The following is a 22,849-nucleotide window of genomic DNA, read 5'->3' as shown; positions in this document are numbered from 1 at the left end:
TCACCACCGCACGGCGTCAACCGCCGCAAGCGGCCCGGATCTTGTAGAACGTGCTCAGGTACTTCGCGTGGTACGACGCGCTGGCGATCCGCACCAGTGCTTCGTCGGCCGAGCGCAGGGACGAGCCGGTCAGGTTGGCGCTGCCCGTGTAGACGCGGGGTGTGATGTCGCCGTCGTAGGCGCCGTCGATCAGGATTTCCTTGTTGTGCGGGCGGACGTCGATGCCCGGGCCGTTGGGGATGAGGCACTTGCGGTGCTGGATGCCGGCGGCGTTCAGGCGAGAGGTGATCGTGGAGTCGGTCTCGGCGTAGAGGATGTCGACCCAGCAGCCCCTGCTGCGCAGTTGGGCCAGTTTGTCGGCGACCTGGCGGCGCGAGCCGAAGAAGCTGTGCACCACGATGCGGACGTCGGTCTGGTGCCGCAGCCCGTCCGCACCGGTGTAGGCGCAGCTGAGCTGGTTGAGCACGCCGACGACGGTGTCGGTGGCCGGGTTGTAGTACGACGCGTCACCGCGCGGGAAGAAGAAGGCCCGGTAGGTCGAGCCGCTCGGTGTGGAGAAGTACGCGTGGTTGTTGCCGCCCACGAGGTTGCGGCCGCGGCGGAGCTGCTCGTGGTACGCGGCGTAGCCGTCGTACACCGCGCTGTCCGAGAAGGTGACCGCGTCGTTGAAGGACTCGACCTTGTACCAGTCGCCCAGGTTGGAGGAGGTCTGGAAGACGACCTTCGAGTAGCTGGTGCCGTCGTCGAAGGGCCCGATCCGCGAGAAGAGGAAGAACTTGTTGTGGGCGTACGCCGGTCCGGGAGGGGGGACGCTCAGGCAGCCGCGGCTGACGTCGTCCACGCCGTCGGCGTCCTCGAACCTGTCGTCGCAGACGGCGATCCAGGAACGGGCGGCGTCATTGGTTCCGAGTCCCGCTCTGAGGGACTGGAAGGACGGGTTGGCGTACTCGGCGCCGTTGCCGCCGACATAGCTCGAGTCGTCGACGAGGAGCTTCACGTCGACGCCGCGCGCGTTGGCGGCGAGCAGGGCGTTCGCCACCTCCTGGTCGTTGAACTCGTACATCGAGCCGCGGATCTGCGCCCCGGGAGGCGTGGCGTCGATCAGCTGGACGAGCTGGGTGAAGATCGCCTTCTGCTGCGCCGGCGTGCCCAACGGATCGTTGAACACAGGGCCGTTGATGACTGGCTTGGTGAGTGCGGCGGCGGGTGTCGCACTGCCGAGGAGCGTGGCCACCAGGGCCAGGACCACGGCGGCGACGGACGGGACGGTACGAAGACACCGGACCAGGTGTGGGCCCACAGTCGAACGGGTCATCATCAGCGCTTTCCTGGGTGAGTGAAACGGGCGGGCGGACACCGTGAGCACCACAGTCGGACGGCGAGCGGCAGGAGGTGGGAGGGCTGGTCACGGAAGAGGCGGGATCACCCTGCCCGGAAAGGGCGGAAAGTTACCATACGTTAGGCATTTTGGGGTATTGGGTGGTCCTTGCGGGTGACGCGAGCAAGGGGCGAGACCCGGGGCCGGGCGCCGGGGCACAGTGGAGGTATGAACGCAGACTTCGGCGACATGCTGGCCCGGGGGCGGGTGGCGACCAGGCTTCCGGCCCAGGATCTGGAGCGCGCCCGGCGCTTCTACTCCGAGCGGCTCGGTCTGCAACCCGTGGACGAACGGCCCGGCGGGTTGCTGTACCGGTGCGGAGGCGTGGAGTTCGTCCTGTTCCGGTCGACGGGAGCCGCGACCGGCGCCTTCACACAGATGGCGTGGACGGTCGACGACATCGAGACGGTGGTGGCCGAGCTCAAGCGGCGCGGCGTGGTCTTCGAGGACGTCGACGTGCCCGGCTTCCACACGACGGACAGCATCGCCGAGGTCGAGGGGAACTACCCGAGCAAGGGCGCACGGGGTGAGCGCGGTGCCTGGTTCCGGGACAGCGAGGGGAACCTGCTGGGGATCGGCGAACCGGTCTTCTGATCAGCAGGCGCCGCCGGCTGCCCGGCCCCGGCTCACTCCGCGCGCGGCTCCCGTACGACGGCGACCTCGCCCGCCGGGACCGTCACCGAACCGGCGACCGGCTTCCCGGTGAGGAGTTCGACCGCCCCCGCCGGCGACACGGAAACCTCCGCGTCCCGCCCGCCGTGGTTGATCAGGAAGAGGTAGTCGGCATCCGCGCCCCGCCGCACCGCGACCTCCACACCCTCCGGAGCCGTACGCACCGGCGCGACACCCGCCGCACCGCAGATCCGGTCGAGGAGGGCGGCGAGGGTGTCCGGGTCCGGCTGCGTGGCCACGTACCAAGTGGCGCCCGAGCCGTACGAGTTGAGCGTCACCGCCGGTACGCCGGTCAGCGGTCCTTCGGCGTACGACGTCACCGCCTCCGCGCCCTCCAGCCGCACCCGCTCCGACCACAGGAGGGCCGTACCGCCGTCGCTCAGCGGCACCGACTCTCCCGGCAGCAGCGGAAACAGCTCGTCGGTCCGCACGCCCAGGGCCTCGCGGAACGCGCCCGGGTAACCCCCCAGCCGTACATGGCAGTTCGCGTCGACCATCCCGCTGTGGAAGCCGACGGCCAGGGTGCCGCCACCTTCCGCGAAGGACGTCAGGTTGGCCGCGCCCTCGTCGTCGACGAGGTACAGGGTGGGGGCCAGGACCAGGCGGTACGGCGACAGGTCCGCGTCCGGGCGCACGAAGTCCACCGCGACGCCGGCCCGCCACAGGGGCTCGTACCAGGCCCTGACCAGGTCCTGGTAGTGCAGCTCGCCGCTCGGCTGCGAGGGCAGCTCCACGGCCCAGCGCGCGTCCCAGTCCCAGACCACCGCCACCTCGGCCGGTGTCGTGCTGCCGCGCACCTCGGCCAACGCCCTTAGATCCGCGCCCAGTTGCACCACGTCCCGCCAGATCTGACTGTCGGTGCCCGCGTGCGGCAGCATCGCCGAGTGCCACTGCTCGGCACCCGCCTTCGCCGCCCGCCACTGGAAGTAGGCGATGCCGTCGGCGCCGCGCGCCACATGGCCGAGGGCGTTGCGGCGCAACTCCCCCGCCGTCTTGGCCCGGTTGACCGGCTGCCAGTTCACCGCGCCGGTGGAGTGCTCCATCAGCAGCCACGGGCCGCCCGCGAGCGAACGCACGAGATCGCCGCTCAGCGCGATGTCGATCTGGGACTCCGGGTCGGCGGACTGGAGGTAGTGGTCGTTAGACACGATGTCCAGCTTCGGGGCCCAACGCCAGTAGTCCAGGGCGTCGAAGTTGTACATCACCATGAAGTTGGTGGTGGCCGGGATGTCCTTCCCGGCCTCCGGGGCCGCCTCCCGCAGGACCTCGCGCTCCGCCTCGTACAGCGACAGCAGGGCGTCGCTGCAGAAGCGGCGCCAGTCCAGCCGGTGCGTCGGGTTCGGGACCGCGCCGGTGGCGCGGGGCGGCAGGATCTGGTCCCAGTCGTAGTACCACTGGCTCCAGAAGGTGGTGCCCCAGGCGTGGTTGAGCGCGTTCAGGCTGTCGTAGCGGTCGCGCAGCCAGCCGCGGAACGCCTCCGCGCTCGTGTCGCAGTAGCACTCCGCGTTGTGGCAGCCGTACTCGTTGTGGACGTGCCACATCACGACCGCCGGGTGGTCCGCGTAGCGCCTCGCCAGTTCGGCGACGATGCGCAGGGCGGCCGTGCGGTAGGCGGGGCTGCTCGGGCAGAACGTCTGGCGGCTGCCGTACGACAGCCGGCGGCCGTCCTGGTCCACCGGCAGCGCCTCCGGGTGCTCCACGAAGAACCAGGCCGGCGGGGCCGCCGTCGGGGTCGCCAGGTCGGCGGCGATCCCGTGGGCGTGCAGCAGGTCGAGGATGCGGTCGAGGCGGGAGAAGTCGTACACGCCCTCGGACGGTTCCAGCAGCGCCCAGGAGAAGATGTTGACGCTGACCATGGTGACCCCGGCCTCGGCCATGAGGCGCATGTCCTCGGCCCAGACCTCCTCGGGCCACTGCTCGGGGTTGTAGTCGCCGCCGTACACGATGCCGGGCACGTTCAGTGGACGGTTCATTCGGCAACTCCCGAAAGCAGGCGGCGAGTTGTGGCGACGCCCCACTCGTCCAGGGACAGCAGGCGGTCGCTGGAGGCCATCAGGCCGCCGGTGGCCTCCACATGGGCCGCCCAGCGTTCCCGCGTCTCCACGGCCGGGCGGGCCATCAGGCAGTCGGGGTCGTTGACCCAGAGGCGGCCGTGCTGCCACTGGCGTCCGACGCCGGTGAACTCGGCCGGGTCCTGACCGGGTTGGCTGTAGTCGTCGGCCTCGGGACGGCGGTGCGGGGCCGTGTCGGGGCTGACGCGCATCGCGTCGAACAGGCCGATGGAGGGGAGGATCGGGGCGCCACAGCCCAGGAGGTAGGACTCCGGGCCGATCGCCTCGCGGATCAGGCGGATGCCGTCGCGGTACGCGGACAGCGCGTCGACAGACTTGTGTCGTACGCCGTCCAGGGCGCCCGCGTAGAGGAAGTCGACCTTGAAGTAGTCGTAGCCCTCGGAGCGGAGGGTGCGGAAGACGTCCGTCAGATACGCCGCCGCCTCGGGGTGGGTCGTGTCCAGGACGCGCAGGTCGTGGCCCCAGTTGCGGCCGGCGTGGGTGAAGCCGCCGGCGGTGTCGCGGACCAGCCAGTCGGGGTGCTCGGCGGCCAGTTCGCTGTTCGGGTCGACCAGGAAGGGGGCCGTCCAGATGCCCGCCCTGCGGCCCCGGGCCCGGATGGCGTCCGAGATGCCCTCGCGGGAGCGGAAGCGGCCCGAGAGGGTGAGCCAGTCGCCGAGGGCCTTCTGGTAGCCGTCGTCGATCTGGACGACGTCGATGGGCAGGTCGAGGGTGTCCATCGCCCGGAGGTTCTCGTGGACGTCGTCCTCGGTGACGGCCGTGAAGTACTCGTACCAGGAGCACCAGACGGTGGGTGCCGGGCGCGGGGGCGCCACCTCCAGGCCGTCGGCCCAACTCGCCAGCAGGGACTGGATGTCCGTGCCGGTCCACTCCTTCACCGAGCCGTCGGCGCTGACCTCCGCGACGCCGTCCGCGACGGTCAGCCGGATGGACGGGACCTCGCTGGTGGGATCGACGGCCGCCCACAGCCGCACCGGTGAGCCGTCGCCCGGGTCGAGCGCCAGCAGCCCCTCGCCCTGGAAGGTGCCCGCGGGCACGGTGACGCCCGGGCGATAACAGACCGTCGCCCAGTTGTCGTTGGTCGGGCGGTACGGCCTGTCGCCGAGGGCGTAGGCGCCGCTGGGGCTCCAGGACTGCCAACCCTCCTCGTGGACACGGGCGTTGCGAAGGTCCACGGGGAGGGAGGCTACCGGGGTGAAGGGGTGGGGCACGGTGGTTCTCTTTCAAAACGGAGGGCGTCAGCCCTTGTTGGCGCCCAGGGTCAGGCCACTGACGAACTGCCGCTGCAGCACGAAGTACACGATCAACGTCGGGATCGCGGTCAACAGGGCGCCCGCGGCGACCAGGTTGGGGTCGGTGAAGTACTGGCCGGAGAGGTTGTTCAGGGCCGAGGTGATCGGCATGTTCTCGCCGGTCGAGATCAACACGATCGCCCAGAAGAAGTCGTTGTAGATCCAGATGGACAGCAGGGTCGCCAGGGCCGCCATCGCGGGCTTGCACAGCGGCAGCACGATCTGCCAGTACATCCGCCACACCGACGCGCCGTCGACGAGGGCGGCCTCGGTCAGTTCGTGCGGCAGCATCCGCATGTAGTTGCTGAGCACGAAGGCGCAGAAGCCGGACTGGAACGCCACGTGGATGAGGACCAGGCCGAGCGCGGAGTCGTACAGCTTGCCGCTCATGGTGATGCCGGGCAGGTCGACGAGCAGGTACAGGCGGTACAGCGGGGTGATGATGACCTGCTGCGGCAGCAGGTTGCCGGCCGTGAAGACCAGGAGCAGGAAGATGTTGAGCCGGAAGTCGAAGCGGCTGACGTAGAACGCGACCATCGACGACAGCAGCAGCGTGACCAGTACGGCCGGGACCGCGATGATCAGCGTGTTGCCGAAGTAGTGGATCATGTCGGACTGCTCGAACGCGTTCTTGAAGTTGTCGAAGTTCAACGTGTCCGGCCAGGAGACGTAACCCTTGTTGCTGGTCTCCGAGTACGGGCGCAGCGCTGCGAACACCGCCCACAGCAGCGGGGCGAGCCAGGCCAGCGAGGTGACGACGAGGAACACGTGCAGCAGGACCCGGGCCGGGCGGAGGGGGGTGCGCTGCTTCGCGCCGAGTGCGGCGGTGGGGGTGCTCATGCGCGCCGCTCCTTCCGGAAGGTCGCGATCAGGTACGGAATGATGACCACGAGGGAGATGACCAGCAGGACGACGGCGATCGCCGACCCGTAACCGATCCGGCTGGACTCGCCGATGATGTTGTTGGTGATCAGGATCGACAGCAACTCGGTGCCCTGGGCGCCCTTGTTGAAGACGAAGACCAGGTCGAAGGCGCGCAGGGCCTCGATGATGGTGACGACCAGGACGACGGTGTTGGTCGGGCGCAGCGTCGGGAAGATGACGTTCTTGAACGTCTGCCACTCGTTCGCGCCGTCCAGCGAGGAGGCCTCGCGCAGGGACGGGTCGACGCCCTTCAGGCCGGCCAGGTAGAGGATCATCATGTAGCCGGCGTGCCGCCAGGAGGCGGCGATCAGCACGGCCCACAGGTTGAGCTTCGGGTCGCCGATCCAGTCGATGTAGTGGCCCGGCTTGTTGGCCCCGATGAGGCTGTTGATCAGGCCCGTGTCGGGGTTGTAGACGAGCTGCCAGACGAAGCCGGTCACGGCCAGCGAGACCACGACCGGGAGGAAGAACGCGGTCTGGTAGACGCGGCTGAAGCGGATCCTCTTGTCCAGCTGCACGGCCAGGAACAGGCCGAACGGCGTCGGGATCAGGATGAGCACGACGAACCAGATGACGTTGTGCTGGAGGGCGGGCCAGAACTGCGGGTTGTCGGTGAACAACTGACGGAAGTTGTCCAGGCCGACCCACTTGATGGAGTCGAATCCGATGCCGTCCCAGGACGTGAAGGCCAGGGCGATCGAGGCGAGGGCGGTGACCCAGACGAGGGCCACGTGCAGGACCGTGGGCACGCCGGCCATGAAGCCGAGCGTGATGCGGTCACGGCGGGTCAGCAGGCGCCTGTGGCCCTGCGGGACCCGCTTCTTGACAGATGCGGGCCCCGAAGGCGGCACGGCGGCCGCCTCCGGGGTCTTCGTGGGGGTCTCGGAGCTCATGAGGAGGCGAAGATCGTCTTCTTCTGGCGCTCGATCGAGGACAGCAGACTGTCGACGCCCTTGGGGTTCTGGAGGAACTTCTGCAGGCCGGGCTGCATCACCGTGGAGGTGAAGTCGGGCCGGGAGTCGCGGTCCATGAACTGGGTGAGGCTCTTGGCCTCGCTGATCATGGTGTACGCCTTCTTCTGCAGCGCGGTGTACGACGAGGTGTCGGCCTTGCTGGAGGCGGCCACCACGCTGGAGTCGGCCTTGAGGTAGATCTGCTCGGCCTCGGGCGTGCCCAGGAACTCCAGGAGCTTGGTGACACCGGCCTTGTTCTTCGGGGCCTTGCTGACCATGAAGCCGTCGGTGGGCGCCTCGACGGTGTCCTGGCCGTACGCGGAGTTGATCTCCGGGAAGGCGAAGAAGTCGAGGTCGTCGAGGTCGGCCTTGTTGGTGAACTGCTGCGCCACGAAGGAGCCGAGGAGGTACATGCCGGCCTTCTTCGACACCAGGGTCTGGGCGGCGTCCTGCCAGGTGCGGCCCATGAAGCCGTCCTGGTGGTAGGGGAGCAGCTCGGACCAGTGGTCGAAGACGGCCTTGACCTTGGCGTCGGTCCAGGAGGCCTTGCCGCCCATCAGCTCGACGTGGAAGTCGTAGCCGTTGAGCCGGAAGTTGATCTGGTCGAAGGTGCCCATCGCCGGCCAGGCGTCCTTGTCACCGAAGGCGATCGGGACCAGGCCGTCCTTCTTCATCTGCTTGCACAGGGCGACCAACTGGTCCCAGGTGGTGGGGACTTCGTAGCCGTGCTGCTTGAAGACGCTCTTGCGGTAGAAGATCGCCCACGGGTACGTGTACAGCGGGACGAAGTAGTACTTGCCGTCCTCGCCCTTGGCGAGCTTCTTCATCGCGTCGGGGAAGTTGTCCCCGATCTTCGCCCACACGTCGTCGATCGGCGAGGCGAGCTTCTTCGCCGCGAAGAACTGCATGCGGTAGCCGGCGAACCAGTTGAACACGTCGTCGGGAGTGCCCTGCAGATACGAGTTGATCTGCTCCTGGAACGTGTTGTGGTCCTTGGTGTTCACGTCGACCGTGATCCCGGACTGCTTCTTGAAGGCCGCGTAGATCTCGGCGAACGCCTTCTTCGGCACCGCGTCCGAGGCGTTGGAGCCGAGGCTCACGGTCTTGGGGTCGGACGACGTGCCGCTGCCGCCGCAGGCGCTCAGCAGCGGAATGCCGGCGCCCGCGAGCAGTGCGGCACCTCCGGCGCCTCGCAGCAGACTGCGGCGGCTGGGCGCGGGAAGGTGGAGACCCGAAGGGGAGAGGTCATGCATGAACGGCTCCTGGAGGGCGCAGGGGTTCGGCCATGGGCCACGCCATGTCGAAACAAGTCGAAAACGACCAGAAATCAACTCGACCGAACATCGTGGCGCTAATATCAGTCGTATGTCCGGTCATGCGTCAAGGGCTGTCTTCGACCTTTGTGGAAACGTAACCGACACACTCTTGATCGTTTCCGTCCGAACCCTCGAACAGAGGCGCCCGCAATTGATCGGTATTGCCGCTTTCGCTCCGGTCCTCAGCCGTTGATCTGCACGCTCTTGTCCACGCTGACCTGGTCGATCGCGGAAACCCTGATCGTCACCTTCATGGTCCATGTCCCGGCGATGGGAAGTGTGAGGTCGTCGCTGCCCCAGTAGCCGCCGCGGTCGGTGAGCTTGGCGTCGAGCGGACCGATCTTCTGCGACTTGAGGGTGAGGGAGAGGCGGAGTTCGGGAACGGCGACGATGCCGCCGTCGGCGCCGAAGACCACGGCCTGGACGGTGTTGTCGCCGACGCGCCCCGCGTCGATGGTGATCTGCACCTTGCCGCGCGCGCCCGGGGTGCCGACGTCGAAGGGGACGTTGGTGACGGACGCGGCGGGGAGCCCGTCCGCCGTCACGGGCGCCTGTGCCGCCTCGGCGGCCGCACGGCCCGGCAGCGTCCCGCCGAGCACGGTCGTGATCACCAACACCACGACGCCCACGGCGACTTCGGCCAGGACGGAGCGGCGCAGCTGACGGCGGCGCGGGTCCGGGCCGGGCGGACCCGTCTCCGGCGTATCGGTCGTCGTGCCGGTCCCCGACGACTCGGACCCCGACGGCTCGCGCGGCGGCGGCTCCGGCAACGGCGGCCCGCCCACCGGCTCCGGCACCCGCTCCCGTACGGCCGCGTCCGCCTCCGCCGTCACCAGCCGCGCCGTCCACCGCCGGGAGACCCCGGCCGCAGCCAGCACCAGCGCCACCGCGACCAGCTTGGCGATCAGGAGGCGGCCGTACGTCGTGTCGGTGAAGGCGCTCCACGAGCCCAGGCCGCGCCAGGACTGGTAGACGCCGGTGACGACCAGGACGGTCACGGAGACGAAGGCGAGGCGGGAGAAGCGGGCCACGGCGGCCGCGGGGAGCTCGGTGCGGTGGAGCAGGATCAGCAGGGCGGTGAGGCCGCCCAGCCAGAGGGACATCGCCAGCAGGTGCAGCACCGTGGACGCCATCGCCACGGGCACCTGGATGCCCGCCGACGCGTGGTCGGCGGCCGCCCAGGTGAGGGTCAGGCCCACGGCGAGCGCGGCACCCGCGGCGAGCACCGGGCGGGAGAAGGAAGCGCGCGTGCGCAGGCGTACGACGAAGAAGGCCGCCACGGGCAGCAGCGCGAGCCGGGCCAGCAGGGCCAGGCCGGAGCGGCCCGTGAGGGTGCGGCCGAAGGCGGAGGCGTCGAAGGCCGACGCCGGGCCCGTGCCCGTCTCGTACGGGGCGCGCAGCACCAGCAGGGCGAGCGTGGCGCCCAGCAGGGTCCACAGCCCCGCCAGGAGCGGTTTGCGCAGCGGGCCCCGGTCCGGCGGGCGGCACAGCACCACGAAGGCCGCCGTGCCGATGAGGAGGGCCGCGGCCAGGTAGGCCAGATAGCGGGCGATGTTGTAGAGGCTGGCGGTCGCCGGGTTCTCGACGGGATCGGTGTCCACGGCCGCCGACGTCGCGGAGGGCTTGCCGACGGAGAAGGTGAACGCGCCGCCGACCGGATGGCTGTCCGCCGACACGACCCGCCAGGCCACGACGTACGTGCCCTGGGCGAGCCTGCCCGGCAGGGTCACCTGCGCCGTGTCGGAGCGGCCCGGCGCGTGCTGCGCCTCGCCGGTGCGCACGCGCCGGTTGTCGGGGTCGAGGATGCGGAAGGAGTCGTCGAGCAGGCCGACGGACTCGGTGAAGGTCAGGGTGACGTGGCGGGGGGCGGACTTGAGGACGGTGCCGTCTGCGGGGGCGGTGGACTTGAGGGCCGCGTGCGCCGACGCGGGTCCCGCCCCGCCGAGGACGAGCAGGACCAGCACGGCGCCCAGCAGCACCAGCCCTTGAACTCCGCGGTGTCCGCCGGCTCCGCGGACCCGTCGGCGCGCTCGCCGTCCGCTGTCTGCACCCTCACACCCCACGCGTTTCTCCGTCGTCGGACTTGCCACCTTCCGGATACGTACGGATGTGAGCGGCCGCGTGCTCACCGTGTTCGCCGTGCTCCTCATGACCTCACCACGTCGGCCCGGCCGACACCCCTCCGTCCACGACCAGGTCGTGTCCGGTGATCCAGGACGCCAGCCGCGAGGCCAGGAACACGCACGCGTCCCCCACGTCCTGCGGCCGCCCGAGCCGCCCGAGGGGCGCCGCCCGCTGCCACCGCCGCACCCCCTCCGGCCAGGCCTCGGCCAGCCCCTCCCGGTCGACCAGCCCGGGCGAGACGGTGTTGACGCGGATGCCGTACTCCCCGTACTCCAGGGCCGCCGACCGCGCGTGCATGACGACGGCCGCCTTGGACGCGGCGTAGTGGGCGTGCGAGGGCGCCGGCCGGCGCGCCTCGACGGACGCGATGTGCGTCACGCAGCCCCCGCCGCCCTGCGCCCTCATGATCTCCGCGGCCGCCTGCGTGCACGCGAAGACGCTCGACAGGTTCGCGTCCACGACCGCCCGCCACTCGGCCGCCGTCATCCCGGGCAGCTCCTGGGTCGGCTGCACACCGGCGTTGTTGACCAGCGCGGTCAGCCTTCCGCCCCACTCGGCCGCCTCGCCCACCACCCGCCGGCACGCGTCCTCGTCGGTGAGGTCCGCCTGCAGTACGACAGCGGGCCGGCCCAGTTCCTCGATGCGGGCGGCCACTGCCCGCGCCGCATCCACCGCCGTACGGCAGTGCAGAGCGACCGCGGCGCCCTCCTCGGCGAACCGCAGCGCGATGCCCCGGCCGATGCCGCCGCCCGCACCGGTGACCAGGGCGACCTGTCCTTCGAGCAACCTCATGGACGGCACAGTTCCGCAATCCGGCCGGCCTGGGAGGGATACCGCGCCGTGAGCTCGGCCGCGTCCCCGTGCTCGTAGCCCTCGTAGGTGAACCCGGGCGCCATCGTGCACCCGAAGAACGTCCACGCACCGCCCGCGACGACCCGGCCGCCCATCCAGGTGCCGGCCGGCACGGTCGTCTGAAGGTGCTGGCCGCCCAGGACGTCCGGCCCGAGCACCACCGTCCCGGACGTCCCGTCCGGGGCCAGGAGCAGCAGCTCCAGCGGGTCACCGAGGTAGAAGTGCCAGATCTCGTCGGTGGGCAGGCGGTGCAGGGCCGAGTAGTCGTCCCCGGTCAGCAGGGCGACGATCGCGGAGCCCTCCGGGCGGCCGTCGGCCCGCTCGGGGCCCTCCCAGGTGCGGCGGAACAGGCCGCCCTCGCGCGGGATGGGTTCCAGTCCGTAGTGGGCGACGAGGTCGTCAGGGGTCACCCGGGGAAGGCTACCTCCCGGCGCAGAAAGGCCAATTGCGCCTTTTTCTCCGGCAGATACACGTCAGGGATGTCGATCTCGGGCAGCACGACCACCGGTCCGGCCTCGAATCCCTGCCGCAGGAAGCGGGCGACGGCCTTCTCGTTGCGCACGTCGGGATCGACCACGATCCGTCGCCGGTCCAGGCCGGGCAGGACGTACGACGTGACGACGTCCAGCAGCGCCGAGGACCAGCCGGGCCGTGCGCCGCCCTCCCCCGCGGGGGCGAGGAGCAGATGGATGCCGATGTCGCCGTCCCGCACCTCGTAGCACTCGCTCACGCGGTCGGCCTCCGGCTCGTAGGTCTGGAGCAGCGCGACCGGTTCGCCGTCCTTCACCACCAGGAAGGCGTGGTGGGTGTCGAGCGTGTCCATGTGCCCGTAGACCTCGGCGACCTGCTCGCGGGTGAGGCCGTTCATGCCCCAGAACCGGGCCCGCTCCTCGCTCACCCAGCCGTGCACGGCCCGGGCGTCCTCCTGCGCGTCGAGCCGCAATACGCGGACAGTGCCGCCGGTCCCGAAACCGTCGATCACCTGCTCGTGGACGGCGGTCCGGACGTCGTACGGGTCGGCCATCAGATGCTGCTCTCCTTGGTGAGCCGGTCGAAGTCGGTGACGACCGGGACGAGATCTCCCTTGGTCCACAAGGGGAGTTGATCACGGTGATGGGGCGAGCCGGGAACGCCCGACGCGCCGAACGGGACCACCCAGAGGCTGTCCTCGCGGCGGGCCAGGTCCCACACGTAGCGGGCGGCGGGCCCGCGCGCCGCGAGATCCGTCAGCCCGGGCACGCTGGAGGTGCAGAGCACGCAGTCGTGGTCGCCGGACAGACCCGGTTCGTCGTACGAGGTGGTGGTGAGCGCCCGCCAAGGGACCAGGCGGTGCGTCTCGCCCCAGGTCGGGGCGGGCGGCTCGGCGGCCACCTCTTCGAGGGCGGCGCGGACGGCCGCCGCCCGATCAACGCCGTACAACTCCTCGGCGCGCAGCAGGTGTTCGAGGGCGAAGCCGACGCGCGGGAGCAGGGCGAGCCAGGGGAGGAACACCTCGGGACAGGCGGGCGGGACGGCCAGTGCGGCGAACGCCGGGTGCGCCGCGAGATGGCGTACGACCGCGCCGCGCACCGCCGCGTAGCCGGCGGCGCCGGTGCTGCCCGCGTCCATGCGGCGGTCCCAGCGCAGGAGGCGGTCGCGGAGCGCGGCGGCCTCGGGGGAGAGGTTCTCCAGGGCGGCCAGGTGGTCCAACAGGGCCGCGGTGGAGGCGAGATGGGTGTCCGTGTGGATCGCCGGCATGTCCCCGGGCGACCAGTGCTCCTTCTCCGCCAGGAGCGCGGCGATCCGGTCCGCGCGGTGGGGCGCGGCGAACTCGACGCCGAGCGGAGTCGCAAGGCCCCGCTGGTTGGCCATCACCGCGACGCCGTCGGCCGGTTCGGTGCGCGGCATCTCGTGCCAGCCCCGCCACTCGTGGCCGGGCTCCCAGGCGGGGACCAGCCGGCGGCTGTTGGCCTCGGCGCGCACCGGCACCCGCCCCGCGACCCGGTGCAGCAGGCCGCCCTCGGTGTCGGCGGCCTGGACGACGTTGACGGGCTCGGCCCACAGGTCGACGGCACGGTCCACGTCCGCGACCCGGCGGGCCCGCAGCAGGGGAAGCAGGGCGCCGAAGCCCAGGTCCCCGGTGACGCGGGGCGGGTAGCGGAGGCTGACCGCGACCGGAGGTGTGCCGGGCACGCCCTCCTCCAGCCCCTCGGGACCGCCGATGATCACCGGCCCCCGGTCCGTCTCGATCACCTCGACCTCGACCGGCTCCTCGCCCGCCACCTCGACGGTCTCCGTGTGCCGGCAGGCGCGGGCCCAGCCGCCGTCCGGCCCGAGGGCCTCCACCCCCGCGCCGGTGCGCCGCAGCCGCTCCCGGTACAGGTCCTGGTAGTCGGCCATCGCGTTGGTGATCGCCCAGGCGACCGTGCCGGTGTGGCCGAAGTGGGCGATGCCGGGAATGCCGGGGACGGCGAGGCCGACGACGTCGAACTCCGGGCAGGAGAGGTGGATCTGCTGGTAGACGCCCGGGTCCTCGATGAAACGGTGCGGGTCGCCCGCGATGACGGCGTGACCGGTCGTGGTCCGTTCCCCGCCGACCAGCCAGCCGTTGCTGCCGGCGGTGCCGGGCCCGTCGGTGGCGAACAGCCCGACGGCCCGCTCGCCCAGGTGCCGTACGGCCTCCTCGCGCCACAGCTTGGCGGGGAAACCGGCGAAGAGGATGTGCGTGGCGAGCCAGACGCCCAGCGGGGTCCAGGGCTCCCAGTGGCCGGGGGTGAGGCCGGCCTGCCCGAACTCCGGTGCCGTGGTGCCTTCCAGGCCTGCGTTGACACCGTCGACGTACGCCCGCACCCAGTCCGCCGTCTCGGCGTCCCGTTCCTCCAGGGCCGCCCAGCAGCGGCGGGCCGTGTCGTCGAGACGGGACCGCCGGGCGAACAGGTCCCAGTGCAGGGCGTCGGTGCCCAGGAAGGAGGCAGAGGTGCCCTGCGCCCGGTGCCGCTCGACCTCCAGCTGCCAGGCGCGGTCGCGGGCGGTGACCAGGCCCTGGGCGCGGGCGAGTTCACGGGGGTTGCCGGCGCGCAGGTGCGGGATGCCCCACGCGTCGCGGTGGATCTCGGTCGTCACCCTGTGACCCTTCTGCACTTTCCTGTGCTTTAGGCAAGCCTTGCCTAAGTTATCCGTGGCGGGATCGTACGCGAACAGTGAAGACACGATGGGCCCGGGGCGGGGGATTCCCCGGGGCGTACAACCATTCGTGCGCCTTGTGTGTCGAGTGGGATGTCCATTTCCTGGGTCAAGGAGTCCCGTTGCGCAGAGCAGTTCTGGCGGCAGCCGTCCTCACCGCGTCCGTCGCCGTCACGCTCACCCCCGTCACCTCCTCCGCCGCCGCCCCGTACAAGGGCGCCAACACGGCGGCCGTGCAGGACGACTTCAACGGTGACGGGTACCGGGACCTGGCGGTCGGGGCGCCCAAGGCGTCCAACGGCAGCGTGGACGAGGCCGGCTCGGTCGTCGTGCTGTACGGGTCGAAGTCGTCGGTGAGCGCCACGCGGCGGACGGTCATCACCCAGGCGACGAGCGGCATCCCCGGCTCCCCGGAGGAGGGCGACGACTTCGGCGGCACCGTGGCCGCCGCGGACCTGGACCGGGACGGATACGCGGACCTGATCGTCGGCGCCCCCGACGAGGGCGTCGGGAGCCAGGACGCCCGGGGCTCGGTGACCGTCGTCTGGGGCGGGCCGAACGGACTGAAGGGCGGCACGAACGTCTCCGTGCCCTCCGGCTACGGGGACGGCAGGACGTACTGCCGCTTCGGACTGTCCCTGGCCACGGGCGACATGAACGGCGACGGCGCCCCCGAACTGTCCGTCGGTTCCGGCTGCGAGGCCGCCTCCTACACGGGCCCCTTCACCCGTACCGGAAAGGCCGCCGGCACGGTCGGTGACACCTTCTTCGGAGGAACCCGCGGCGTGGTCATGGGCGACGTCGACGGCGACGGCCTCGCCGAGCAGTTCTGGCTGCCGGGCCCCTCGGACGACGACCTGCGCGGCTCGGTGTACGTCTACCGCGGCGCCAGTGGCCCCAACCCCGCGCCGTCGGAGGCCGCGCCCACCGAACTCCCCTACGCCGACGGCCACGCGGGCGTCATCGGCGACATCAACGGCGACGGCTACGGCGACCTCGTCACCGGCATCTCGTCCGACGACTCCATGTCCGGCGGCCCGGCCGGCTGGGCCCACCGCGGCGGCGAGATCCAGGTCCTCTACGGCAGCGCCCAGGGCATCACCGCCGACCAGAAGCCGAAGGTCTACCACCAGGACACGGCCGGCGTGCCCGGCAGCGCCGAGAACGGCGACATGTTCGGCCAGTCGATCAGCATCGGCGACGTCAACGGCGACAAGTACGCCGACGTCCTGGTGGGCTCCCCCGGCGAGGCCGTCGGCACGCGCGCGTCGGCGGGCACGGCCGTCCTCCTGCGCGGCTCCGCCTCCGGCCTGACCACCACCAAGGCCGCCGGATACACCCAGGACACGGCGGGCATCCCCGGCACCGCCGAGACCGGCGACCAGTTCGGCGCCGCCGTGCATCTGGCCGACCTGAACCAGGACGGCAAGGCGGAGACGGTGGTGGGCGCCCCCACCGAGAACAGCGACGGCTGCCTGTGGACCGCCCGCGGCTCCGCGTCCGGTCCCGTCCTGACCGGCTCGGTCAACGTGTGCGGCAAGACCTCGGGCATCACCGTCCACGGCGTCAAGGGCTATTTCGGCGCCACCCTCCCCAGCACTCACGTAGAGCTCTGACGCACGGCGAGGCATGATCGGGGTCATGGACGTCACTCTTCACCTCGCCCAGGACCCCGAGGCCGACGAGCTCCTCGGACGCTCCCCGCTCGCCGCGCTCGTCGGGATGCTGCTGGACCAGCAGGTCCCGATGGAGTGGGCGTTCAAGGGCCCCCGCACGATCGCGGACCGGCTCGGCGCCGACGACCTGGACGCGCACGAGATCGCCGTGATGGATCCGGAGGCCTTCGGCACCCTCCTGTCCGAGAAGCCGGCCGTTCACCGCTACCCGGGTTCCATGGCCAAGCGCATCCACCAGCTGTGCCAGTACCTCGTCGAGCACTACGACGGGAACGCCGAGCTCGTCTGGAAGGGCGTGACCGACGGCCGGGACCTGCTGAAGCGGCTGGAGGACCTGCCCGGCTTCGGCAAGCAGAAGGCACAGATCTTCCTGGCACTGCTGGGCAAGCAGTTGGGCGTACAGCCCGAGGGCTGGCGGGAGGCGGCCGGCGCGTACGGCGAGGCGAAGTCCTTCCGCTCCGTCGCCGACATCACCGGACCCGAGTCGCTGACCAAGGTGCGGGCGCACAAGCAGGAGATGAAGGCGGCGGCCAAGGCGGCGAAGGCCGCCGGGTAGTAGCCGGAAAGGACCGTCAGCCGAGTGGCTCCCAGGGCTGGCGCGGCGCCCGCCGCGGGTCCAAGCATGGAACAGGACCGAGCCATCGAGCGACTCCTTGCGGGGCCGGGAGTACGACGACCGCAAGGTCCACACCGCCGGACACGCGCCGGGCGCACATGAGCCCGAGCTGCCCTTCGAAGGCCCTCTCCAGGCCCTCTCCCGCGCCGCCTGGCAGGTCGTCCTGGTCACCGGCGTCGCCTCGCTGATCCTGGGCGTCCTGGTCCTCGTCTGGCCGGGCGCCTCCCTGCTCGCGGCCGGCGTCCTGTTCGGCGTCTACCTCCTCATCAGCGGCATCTTCCAACTGGTCGCCGCCTTCGGCACACACCGGACCACCTCGCTGCGCGTACTGGCCTTCATCAGCGGCGCCCTGTCGATCCTGCTGGGCCTGTTCTGTCTGCGCGGCCCGATGCGGTCGATCCTGCTGCTGGCCCTGTGGATCGGCATCGGCTGGCTCATCCGCGGCATCACCCAGACCCTGGCCGCCGCCTCCGACCGGAACATGCCGGCCCGCGGCTGGCAGATCTTCCTCGGGATCGTCACCTTCATCGGCGGGATCGTGCTGATCGACTCACCGTTCGAGTCGGTCGCCGTCCTCACCCTCGTCGGGGGCATCTGGCTGATCGCGGTCGGTGTCGTCGAGATCATCACCGCGCTGAGCGTGCGGAGCCGGGCCGAGCAGGTGCCACGCGCCATGTGAATCACGCCGGGTCCCCCGAACGGGCGGTTCTCGCGCCCGTCGGCTGAACGCCGGACGTGTCATGGGCAGATGATCTCCCGTGAGCACCGTACGACGCCCCCCGTGCAGCCGTGCCTGGCTGCGGACGCTCGTCCTGCTGCTCGCCCTGCTGGTACCGGGCGTCCACGCCGAGGTGCACACGACGCCCGCCGCGGCCATGGAGATCGTCGAGTACGACGTCCTGGACGCGACCCTGCGGCCACCGGCCGACGCCGTCCGCCGCACCGACGTGGCCCTGCGCCCCGCTCCCCTCCCGGCACCGGCACCCGGCGTCCCGGCGGGCCACCCGCTCCCCGCCGCGCCCCGGTCGCCGCACTCCCTCCACGCCCTGCGCTCGGTGGTCCTGCGCTGCTGACAGACCCGGCTTTCGGGAACAGTCGGCGACTACGCAAGGAACACAGCCATGCCCATCGACCCGTACGCGGTCCTGCGCGCCCTCCTGCGCGCGGAGGCCGCACGCAGCGCGCCGAAGCCGGACCGGAAGAAACCGGAAGCCAAGCAGCCCCTGAAGGAACGGGACCGCTGACCGACCGGCGGAGGCGGGTGTACCGAATGGGCCTACCGCCTCCGCCGAGCCATACCGTCAGCGACCGGATCGCGGCACGACCCAGGTGATCACGGTACGGCGGCCGGCGTCGCAAGGCTCCCACTTGTTGCCTCGCGACAACGCCTTGGCCACTTCGATGCGGTTGATGAAGCAACACAGGAACGCACGCTTGTCGGTCAAAGGCGCACATGGCCATTGGCCGGTCCCATACGCCTTGGCCATGCCGACAAGGTCCGCTGCGGACCCGGAACGTACACCCGCCCCCGACAGCCGTCTCTCGATCATCCGTACGGGGAATGTGTCAACAACCCGGCCACATCTACCCCCTTTGACCGATATCGGCCAGGATCTGCACGTACTTGTCGCGCCCGGCCGAGCCGGGAAGCTGCGCCCAGAGAGCCTTGCCCGGTAGGCTTTCCGTGTGATCTTCAAGCGCATCGGAAACGGCCGGCCGTACCCCGACCACGGCCGGGAAAGCACCCGGCAGTGGGCGGACGTCGCGCCGCGCCCGGTCCGCCTCGATCAGCTCGTCACCACCAAGGGTCAGCTCGACCTGGAGACTCTCCTGGCCGAGGACTCGACCTTCTACGGCGACCTGTTCGCACACGTCGTCAAGTGGCAGGGCGACCTGTATCTCGAGGACGGCCTTCACCGCGCCGTGCGAGCGGCACTGCAACAGCGCCAGGTGCTGCACGCGCGCGTGCTCGAACTGGACTGACGCGCGCTTCCCGGAGGCCTGTCGGTAAAGGCTTGGCCCTTTTGGGTTCACCTGTGTGGCGTCTGATGATCATCTAGTAGGCATCGCCGCTCAGGCGCACTACGCTGCGCTCATGAGCATGCTGACTCCCCCAGGCATGGGCGGGAAGTACCGGATCACGGGGGACAAATACCCGCGGATGCGCCAACGTCGGCGGCGCGGCAGGCTCGTGGTCGCCGTGGTGGCCTCCGCCGCCGCGCTCGGTCTGGTCGGCTGGGGCACCCTGCAGCTCATCGACGTCTTCACCGGCGGCGGCGAGAAGGCCTCGGCGGCCGGTTCCAAGGCGGACTGCGCGACCAAGGCGAGCCCGTCGGCGAGCACCAAGGGGGCCGCCCTCCCCAAGCCCGCCCAGATCACGGTCAACGTCTACAACGCCACGCCCCGCAGCGGTCTGGCCAAGAGCACCGCGGACGAGCTGAAGAAGCGCGGCTTCAAGATCGGCGACGTGGGCAACGCGTCCAAGGAGTTCGACAAGAAGATCAAGGGCACCGGCATACTGCTCGGCCCCACGTCCTCCCTGAACAACTCACTGCCGGTCCTCGCCACCCAGCTCAGCACCGCCGAACGCCGCACGGACGCAGCCCGCAAGGGCACCGAGATCGACCTGCTCATCGGCAACGGCTTCAAAACCCTCACCCCGAAGGCAGCCGCCGACAAGGCCCTGTCCGCACTGGCCGGCCCTCAGCCAACGTCCACGTCGTCGAAGAAGAGCTGCTGAGCAACGCCCCCACAGGGGCGCGGGGCTGCGTCGATGTGCGGCTCCGCCGCGTGGGCGCGACCAGCCACGACGAAGAGTCGGCCGCCGCACACCCGCACCCCTGCGGCGAAAAGGCGAACCCTACTCAGCCGCGCCGTAGAGCCGATCCCCCGCATCCCCCAGCCCCGGCACGATGTACCCGTGCTCGTTGAGACGCTCATCGACGGCCGCCGTCACCACGGTCACCGGCGCCCCGGCCAACTCCCGCTCCATGATCTCGACGCCCTCGGGCGCAGCCAGAAGCACCACCGCGGTCACATCGTCCGCACCGCGCTTGATCAGCTCCTGGATCGCCGCGACCAGCGTGCCGCCGGTGGCCAGCATCGGGTCGAGGACGTACACCTGACGCCCCGAGAGGTCCTCGGGCATGCGCGCGGCATACGTGGTGGCCTGCAGCGTCTCCTCGTCGCGGATCATGCCCAGGAAGCCCACCTCGGCGGTCGGCAGCAGCCGGACCATGCCGTCCAGCATGCCGAGGCCGGCCCGCAGGATCGGCACCACCAGGGGGCGCGGGTAGGAGAGCTTGACGCCGGTGGTCGGGGCGACCGGCGTCGTGATGTCGACCTGCTCCGTGCGCACGTCGCGCGTGGCCTCGTAGGCGAGCAGGGTGACCAGCTCGTCGGCGAGACGGCGGAAGGTCGCTGAGTCGGTGCGCTGGTCGCGCAGCGTGGTGAGCTTGTGAGCGACCAGCGGGTGGTCGACGACGTGGAGACGCATGTCCTAACAGTAACCGCGCCCCGATAACCCTTGCGCTGGCATCAAACCGCCCATCAGGGGGAAAGTGGGAGGGACGGACCGGGGGGTGGTGTCCCTATGCCTGACCTGCCTGAGCGCGAGACCCGAAACGACTCGCCGTCGCACGAGAGTGACGCCGAGCGCCGCCGCCGCAGGGCCCAGTTCCTGCGTGATCTCGCCGAGGCGCGCGAGTTGCGGGACCGTGTCCAGCCGCGCCGCGCCAAGACAGCCCGCCTGCGCCACGCCATGCGCATGCGCACGTTCCGCTGGTAGCTCCGGCCCTCCGCGCGGCCCAGGTAAGGGCAACCCGGTGCGTGCACACAGGGATCGCCGCGTACGATCCCGCTCGTGGTCGATCAAAACGGGCGGACACAGGGTGCCGAAGACGTCCCCTGAACGCCTTGTTTCTGCCACGATTCCGAGTGGGCGGGGCTCGGAGCACAGCTCTCCCCGCCCATAACCTCCGCCGGGGGGACCCCCAACCGGCACGCCTAAGACCAGTGGGAGAGTCACGGTGTACTTCGCCGCACTGCTCGCGCGCACCGAAGACGGGTGGGAAGCGAGCGACACAGAGCTCGACGATGTGGAAACCCTGTCGGATCTGGCCGACCTCGCCCGGGAAGCCTCGCCCGAGGACGACACGGTGCTCGTACTCATCGAGCAGGAAGACGGGTGGTTCGGCGTCGTCCGCATCGACGGCGAGGAAGACCCTCGCATCTACGTCTCGGACGCCGCCGCCGCTGCCCGCAGCTCGTACGGAGAGATCCTGCTCACCGATGAACTGCTCGGAAGGGAGCCCGGCGACGACGACTCCGACCTGGACGCCCTCGATCTCGACGGCACGGAGGACGGTGAGCCCGACGACGATGCCGACGACGACGATGACGGCGGCACGTCCGCCGAGTCCGTGCCGCACAGCCCCGTCGGCGACGTCGAGATCCTCGACGACCTCGGCGTCAGCGCCAAGGAGCTGCGCACCCTGGACGAGGACGCCCTGAGCACGATCGCCGAGGCCCTGGGCGCCTCGGAGGTCCTGGAGACCGTCCGCTGACCGCTTCAGCAACCGCGGGAGAGACCCCGGACCCGGTGCGCGACCGCTGGCGGGCCGCGATGCGGCTCGCCCTGGACGAGGCCGAGCGGGCCGGCCGGGGCGGGGACGTCCCGGTCGGCGCCGTGGTGCTGGCGCCGGACGGCACGACCGTGCTCGCGGCCGGGCACAACGAACGCGAGGCCACCGGCGATCCGACGGCGCACGCCGAGGTCCTCGCGATCCGCCGGGCCGCGGCCGGACTCGGCGAGTGGCGGCTGTCCGGCTGCACGCTCGTCGTCACCCTCGAACCCTGCACGATGTGCGCGGGCGCGATCGTCCAGTCCCGCGTGGACCGCGTCGTCTACGGCGCCCGCGACGAGAAGGCCGGCGCGGCCGGCTCCCTCTGGGACGTCGTACGCGACCGGCGGCTCAACCACCGCCCTGAAGTGATCGAGGGTGTGCTCGCCGAGGAGTGCGCCCACCTGCTCACCGAGTTCTTCCGGTCCCGCTGAATACCGATTTCAAAGCACCGCACGGCGTGCTGTAAGGTCTCCCTCGGTAGCGTGTCCGAGCGGCCGAAGGAGCTCGCCTCGAAAGCGAGTGTGGCGCAAGTCACCGAGGGTTCAAATCCCTCCGCTACCGCTTGGGAAGGGCCCCGTCGAGAGACGGGGCCCTTTGTCGTGCGATCATGTGCGGTCGTTGGGGCAACAGTGACAGGGGAGGCCGCGATGGCGGTGAATGCGAAGAAGATCGCCGTCTATGTGGTCGTGGTCTTCGCGCTGTATTTGATCATTACGGACCCGGCCAAGGCGGCCGACTACGTCCAGATAGGGTTCGAGGGCATATCGGACGCCGCGAAGGCGATCGGCGACTTCTTCACCTGGCTCGCCAACGGGGCCCACTAGCTAGGAGCGCACATGATCCGCCACCTCGTCCTCTTCAGGCTCGACGAGGGCGTCGAGCGCGACGACCCGCGCGTCGTGGAGGGCGTCGAGGCCTTCCGGTCACTGGACGGGAAGATCCCCGAGATCCGCTTCTGGGAACTGGGCTGGAACATCAGCGACCGCCCCATCGCGTACGACTTCGCCATCAACTCGGGCTTCGACGACGCGGCCGCGCTGCGGCGCTACGTCGAGCACCCGGAGCACCAGGCGGGCGTCACGCTGTGGAAGGAGTTCTCCACTTGGGTGATCGCCGACTACGAGTACTGAGGCGGACCTTCTGGGGCCCTTCGCCGGGAACGGCGGAGGGCCTTTCTGCGTCTTATG

Annotated in this window: 26 protein-coding genes and 1 tRNA gene; 14 read left to right on the top strand and 13 right to left on the bottom strand. The window is 70.5% G+C overall.

Going from position 1 to position 22,849, the window contains the following annotated elements:
- Positions 1–16: 16 nt before the first annotated feature.
- Positions 17–1,315 (bottom strand): phospholipase D-like domain-containing protein, encoded by a 1,299-nt coding sequence (locus OG303_RS26095; RefSeq protein ID WP_405871305.1) that lies wholly within the window; start codon positions 1,313–1,315, stop codon positions 17–19.
- Between the two features lie 231 nt (positions 1,316–1,546).
- Between OG303_RS26095 and OG303_RS26090 the strand changes: the two genes are divergently transcribed.
- On the top strand, positions 1,547–1,972 hold the full coding sequence (locus tag OG303_RS26090) for a VOC family protein (protein WP_405871303.1): 426 nt from the start codon (positions 1,547–1,549) through the stop codon (positions 1,970–1,972).
- A 32-nt stretch (positions 1,973–2,004) separates the two neighbouring features.
- Here OG303_RS26090 and OG303_RS26085 read toward each other — a convergent pair whose 3' ends face one another.
- The 10 genes from OG303_RS26085 to OG303_RS26040 form a co-directional block, all read right to left on the bottom strand.
- Entirely contained in the window at positions 2,005–4,023 is a 2,019-nt protein-coding gene (locus OG303_RS26085; RefSeq protein ID WP_405871302.1) for a beta-galactosidase, read from the bottom strand.
- Positions 4,020–5,333, bottom strand: coding sequence for a glycoside hydrolase family 36 protein (locus OG303_RS26080; RefSeq protein WP_405871301.1), 1,314 nt, complete (start codon positions 5,331–5,333; stop codon positions 4,020–4,022). The genes OG303_RS26085 and OG303_RS26080 overlap by 4 nt, the downstream gene beginning before the upstream one ends.
- A 27-nt stretch (positions 5,334–5,360) precedes the next feature.
- A complete protein-coding gene (locus tag OG303_RS26075; RefSeq protein WP_405871299.1) occupies positions 5,361–6,254 on the bottom strand; it encodes a carbohydrate ABC transporter permease in 894 nt (297 codons plus the stop codon).
- Positions 6,251–7,231, bottom strand: a complete 981-nt coding sequence (locus tag OG303_RS26070) for a carbohydrate ABC transporter permease (protein ID WP_405871298.1) — start codon at positions 7,229–7,231, stop codon at positions 6,251–6,253. The genes OG303_RS26075 and OG303_RS26070 overlap by 4 nt, the downstream gene beginning before the upstream one ends.
- Positions 7,228–8,544 carry an ABC transporter substrate-binding protein gene (locus OG303_RS26065; RefSeq protein ID WP_405871297.1) on the bottom strand — a complete coding sequence of 439 codons (1,317 nt, stop codon included), beginning with the start codon at positions 8,542–8,544 and terminating at the stop codon, positions 7,228–7,230. The genes OG303_RS26070 and OG303_RS26065 overlap by 4 nt, the downstream gene beginning before the upstream one ends.
- A 245-nt stretch (positions 8,545–8,789) precedes the next feature.
- Entirely contained in the window at positions 8,790–10,586 is a 1,797-nt protein-coding gene (locus OG303_RS26060) for a copper resistance CopC/CopD family protein (protein WP_405871296.1), read from the bottom strand.
- Positions 10,587–10,761: 175 nt separating this feature from the next.
- Positions 10,762–11,523 (bottom strand): SDR family NAD(P)-dependent oxidoreductase, encoded by a 762-nt coding sequence (locus tag OG303_RS26055; protein WP_405871294.1) that lies wholly within the window; start codon positions 11,521–11,523, stop codon positions 10,762–10,764.
- Entirely contained in the window at positions 11,520–11,993 is a 474-nt protein-coding gene (locus tag OG303_RS26050; protein WP_405871292.1) for a cupin domain-containing protein, read from the bottom strand. Before OG303_RS26050 ends, OG303_RS26055 begins: the two co-directional genes overlap by 4 nt.
- Positions 11,990–12,607: a GNAT family N-acetyltransferase gene (locus OG303_RS26045; protein WP_405871291.1), complete on the bottom strand. Its 618-nt coding sequence runs from the start codon at positions 12,605–12,607 to the stop codon at positions 11,990–11,992. Before OG303_RS26045 ends, OG303_RS26050 begins: the two co-directional genes overlap by 4 nt.
- Positions 12,607–14,685: a penicillin acylase family protein gene (locus OG303_RS26040; RefSeq protein WP_405871289.1), complete on the bottom strand. Its 2,079-nt coding sequence runs from the start codon at positions 14,683–14,685 to the stop codon at positions 12,607–12,609. Before OG303_RS26040 ends, OG303_RS26045 begins: the two co-directional genes overlap by 1 nt.
- Before the next feature lie 182 nt (positions 14,686–14,867).
- On the opposite strand from OG303_RS26040, the gene OG303_RS26035 reads away from it, so the two are divergent.
- The 5 genes from OG303_RS26035 to OG303_RS26015 all read left to right on the top strand — a co-directional run bounded on the left by OG303_RS26035 (position 14,868) and on the right by OG303_RS26015 (position 18,281).
- The gene (locus tag OG303_RS26035; protein ID WP_405871288.1) at positions 14,868–16,361 is read left to right on the top strand and encodes an FG-GAP-like repeat-containing protein; all 1,494 of its coding nucleotides are present in this window, start codon (positions 14,868–14,870) and stop codon (positions 16,359–16,361) included.
- Positions 16,362–16,386: 25 nt separating this feature from the next.
- A complete protein-coding gene (locus OG303_RS26030) occupies positions 16,387–16,977 on the top strand; it encodes an HhH-GPD-type base excision DNA repair protein (RefSeq protein WP_405871286.1) in 591 nt (196 codons plus the stop codon).
- Between the two features lie 97 nt (positions 16,978–17,074).
- Positions 17,075–17,716, top strand: coding sequence for an HdeD family acid-resistance protein (locus OG303_RS26025; RefSeq protein ID WP_405871285.1), 642 nt, complete (start codon positions 17,075–17,077; stop codon positions 17,714–17,716).
- A 79-nt stretch (positions 17,717–17,795) separates the two neighbouring features.
- Positions 17,796–18,110: a hypothetical protein gene (locus OG303_RS26020; RefSeq protein ID WP_405871284.1), complete on the top strand. Its 315-nt coding sequence runs from the start codon at positions 17,796–17,798 to the stop codon at positions 18,108–18,110.
- A gap of 48 nt (positions 18,111–18,158) precedes the next feature.
- A complete protein-coding gene (locus OG303_RS26015; protein WP_405871283.1) occupies positions 18,159–18,281 on the top strand; it encodes a hypothetical protein in 123 nt (40 codons plus the stop codon).
- A 57-nt stretch (positions 18,282–18,338) separates the two neighbouring features.
- On the opposite strand, the gene OG303_RS26010 is transcribed toward OG303_RS26015, so the two are convergent.
- Positions 18,339–18,524, bottom strand: a complete 186-nt coding sequence (locus OG303_RS26010; protein ID WP_405871281.1) for a hypothetical protein — start codon at positions 18,522–18,524, stop codon at positions 18,339–18,341.
- 199 nt (positions 18,525–18,723) lie between these two features.
- On the opposite strand from OG303_RS26010, the gene OG303_RS26005 reads away from it, so the two are divergent.
- Both OG303_RS26005 and OG303_RS26000 read left to right on the top strand, forming a co-directional pair.
- On the top strand, positions 18,724–19,020 hold the full coding sequence (locus OG303_RS26005; RefSeq protein ID WP_003999914.1) for a type II toxin-antitoxin system VapB family antitoxin: 297 nt from the start codon (positions 18,724–18,726) through the stop codon (positions 19,018–19,020).
- 112 nt (positions 19,021–19,132) lie between these two features.
- On the top strand, positions 19,133–19,777 hold the full coding sequence (locus OG303_RS26000; protein WP_405871279.1) for a LytR C-terminal domain-containing protein: 645 nt from the start codon (positions 19,133–19,135) through the stop codon (positions 19,775–19,777).
- A 120-nt stretch (positions 19,778–19,897) separates the two neighbouring features.
- Here OG303_RS26000 and upp read toward each other — a convergent pair whose 3' ends face one another.
- Positions 19,898–20,533 carry a uracil phosphoribosyltransferase gene (gene upp / locus OG303_RS25995; RefSeq protein WP_405871278.1) on the bottom strand — a complete coding sequence of 212 codons (636 nt, stop codon included), beginning with the start codon at positions 20,531–20,533 and terminating at the stop codon, positions 19,898–19,900.
- A 96-nt stretch (positions 20,534–20,629) separates the two neighbouring features.
- On the opposite strand from upp, the gene OG303_RS25990 reads away from it, so the two are divergent.
- The 6 genes from OG303_RS25990 to OG303_RS25965 all read left to right on the top strand — a co-directional run bounded on the left by OG303_RS25990 (position 20,630) and on the right by OG303_RS25965 (position 22,792).
- Positions 20,630–20,824, top strand: a complete 195-nt coding sequence (locus tag OG303_RS25990) for a hypothetical protein (RefSeq protein ID WP_405871276.1) — start codon at positions 20,630–20,632, stop codon at positions 20,822–20,824.
- A 241-nt stretch (positions 20,825–21,065) separates the two neighbouring features.
- Positions 21,066–21,602 carry a hypothetical protein gene (locus tag OG303_RS25985; RefSeq protein WP_405871275.1) on the top strand — a complete coding sequence of 179 codons (537 nt, stop codon included), beginning with the start codon at positions 21,066–21,068 and terminating at the stop codon, positions 21,600–21,602.
- A gap of 59 nt (positions 21,603–21,661) precedes the next feature.
- Positions 21,662–22,093 (top strand): tRNA adenosine(34) deaminase TadA, encoded by a 432-nt coding sequence (gene tadA, locus OG303_RS25980; protein ID WP_405877480.1) that lies wholly within the window; start codon positions 21,662–21,664, stop codon positions 22,091–22,093.
- Positions 22,094–22,138: 45 nt separating this feature from the next.
- Positions 22,139–22,223: transfer RNA gene (locus tag OG303_RS25975), tRNA-Ser, on the top strand.
- 86 nt (positions 22,224–22,309) lie between these two features.
- Positions 22,310–22,486, top strand: a complete 177-nt coding sequence (locus OG303_RS25970; protein WP_405871274.1) for a hypothetical protein — start codon at positions 22,310–22,312, stop codon at positions 22,484–22,486.
- Positions 22,487–22,498: 12 nt separating this feature from the next.
- The gene (locus OG303_RS25965) at positions 22,499–22,792 is read left to right on the top strand and encodes a Dabb family protein (protein ID WP_405871273.1); all 294 of its coding nucleotides are present in this window, start codon (positions 22,499–22,501) and stop codon (positions 22,790–22,792) included.
- Positions 22,793–22,849: the final 57 nt, after the last annotated feature.

The organism is Streptomyces sp. NBC_00005 (assembly GCF_045160215.1).
Taxonomy (GTDB): domain Bacteria; phylum Actinomycetota; class Actinomycetes; order Streptomycetales; family Streptomycetaceae; genus Streptomyces.
This window is presented reverse-complemented; position numbering and strand designations above follow the sequence as displayed.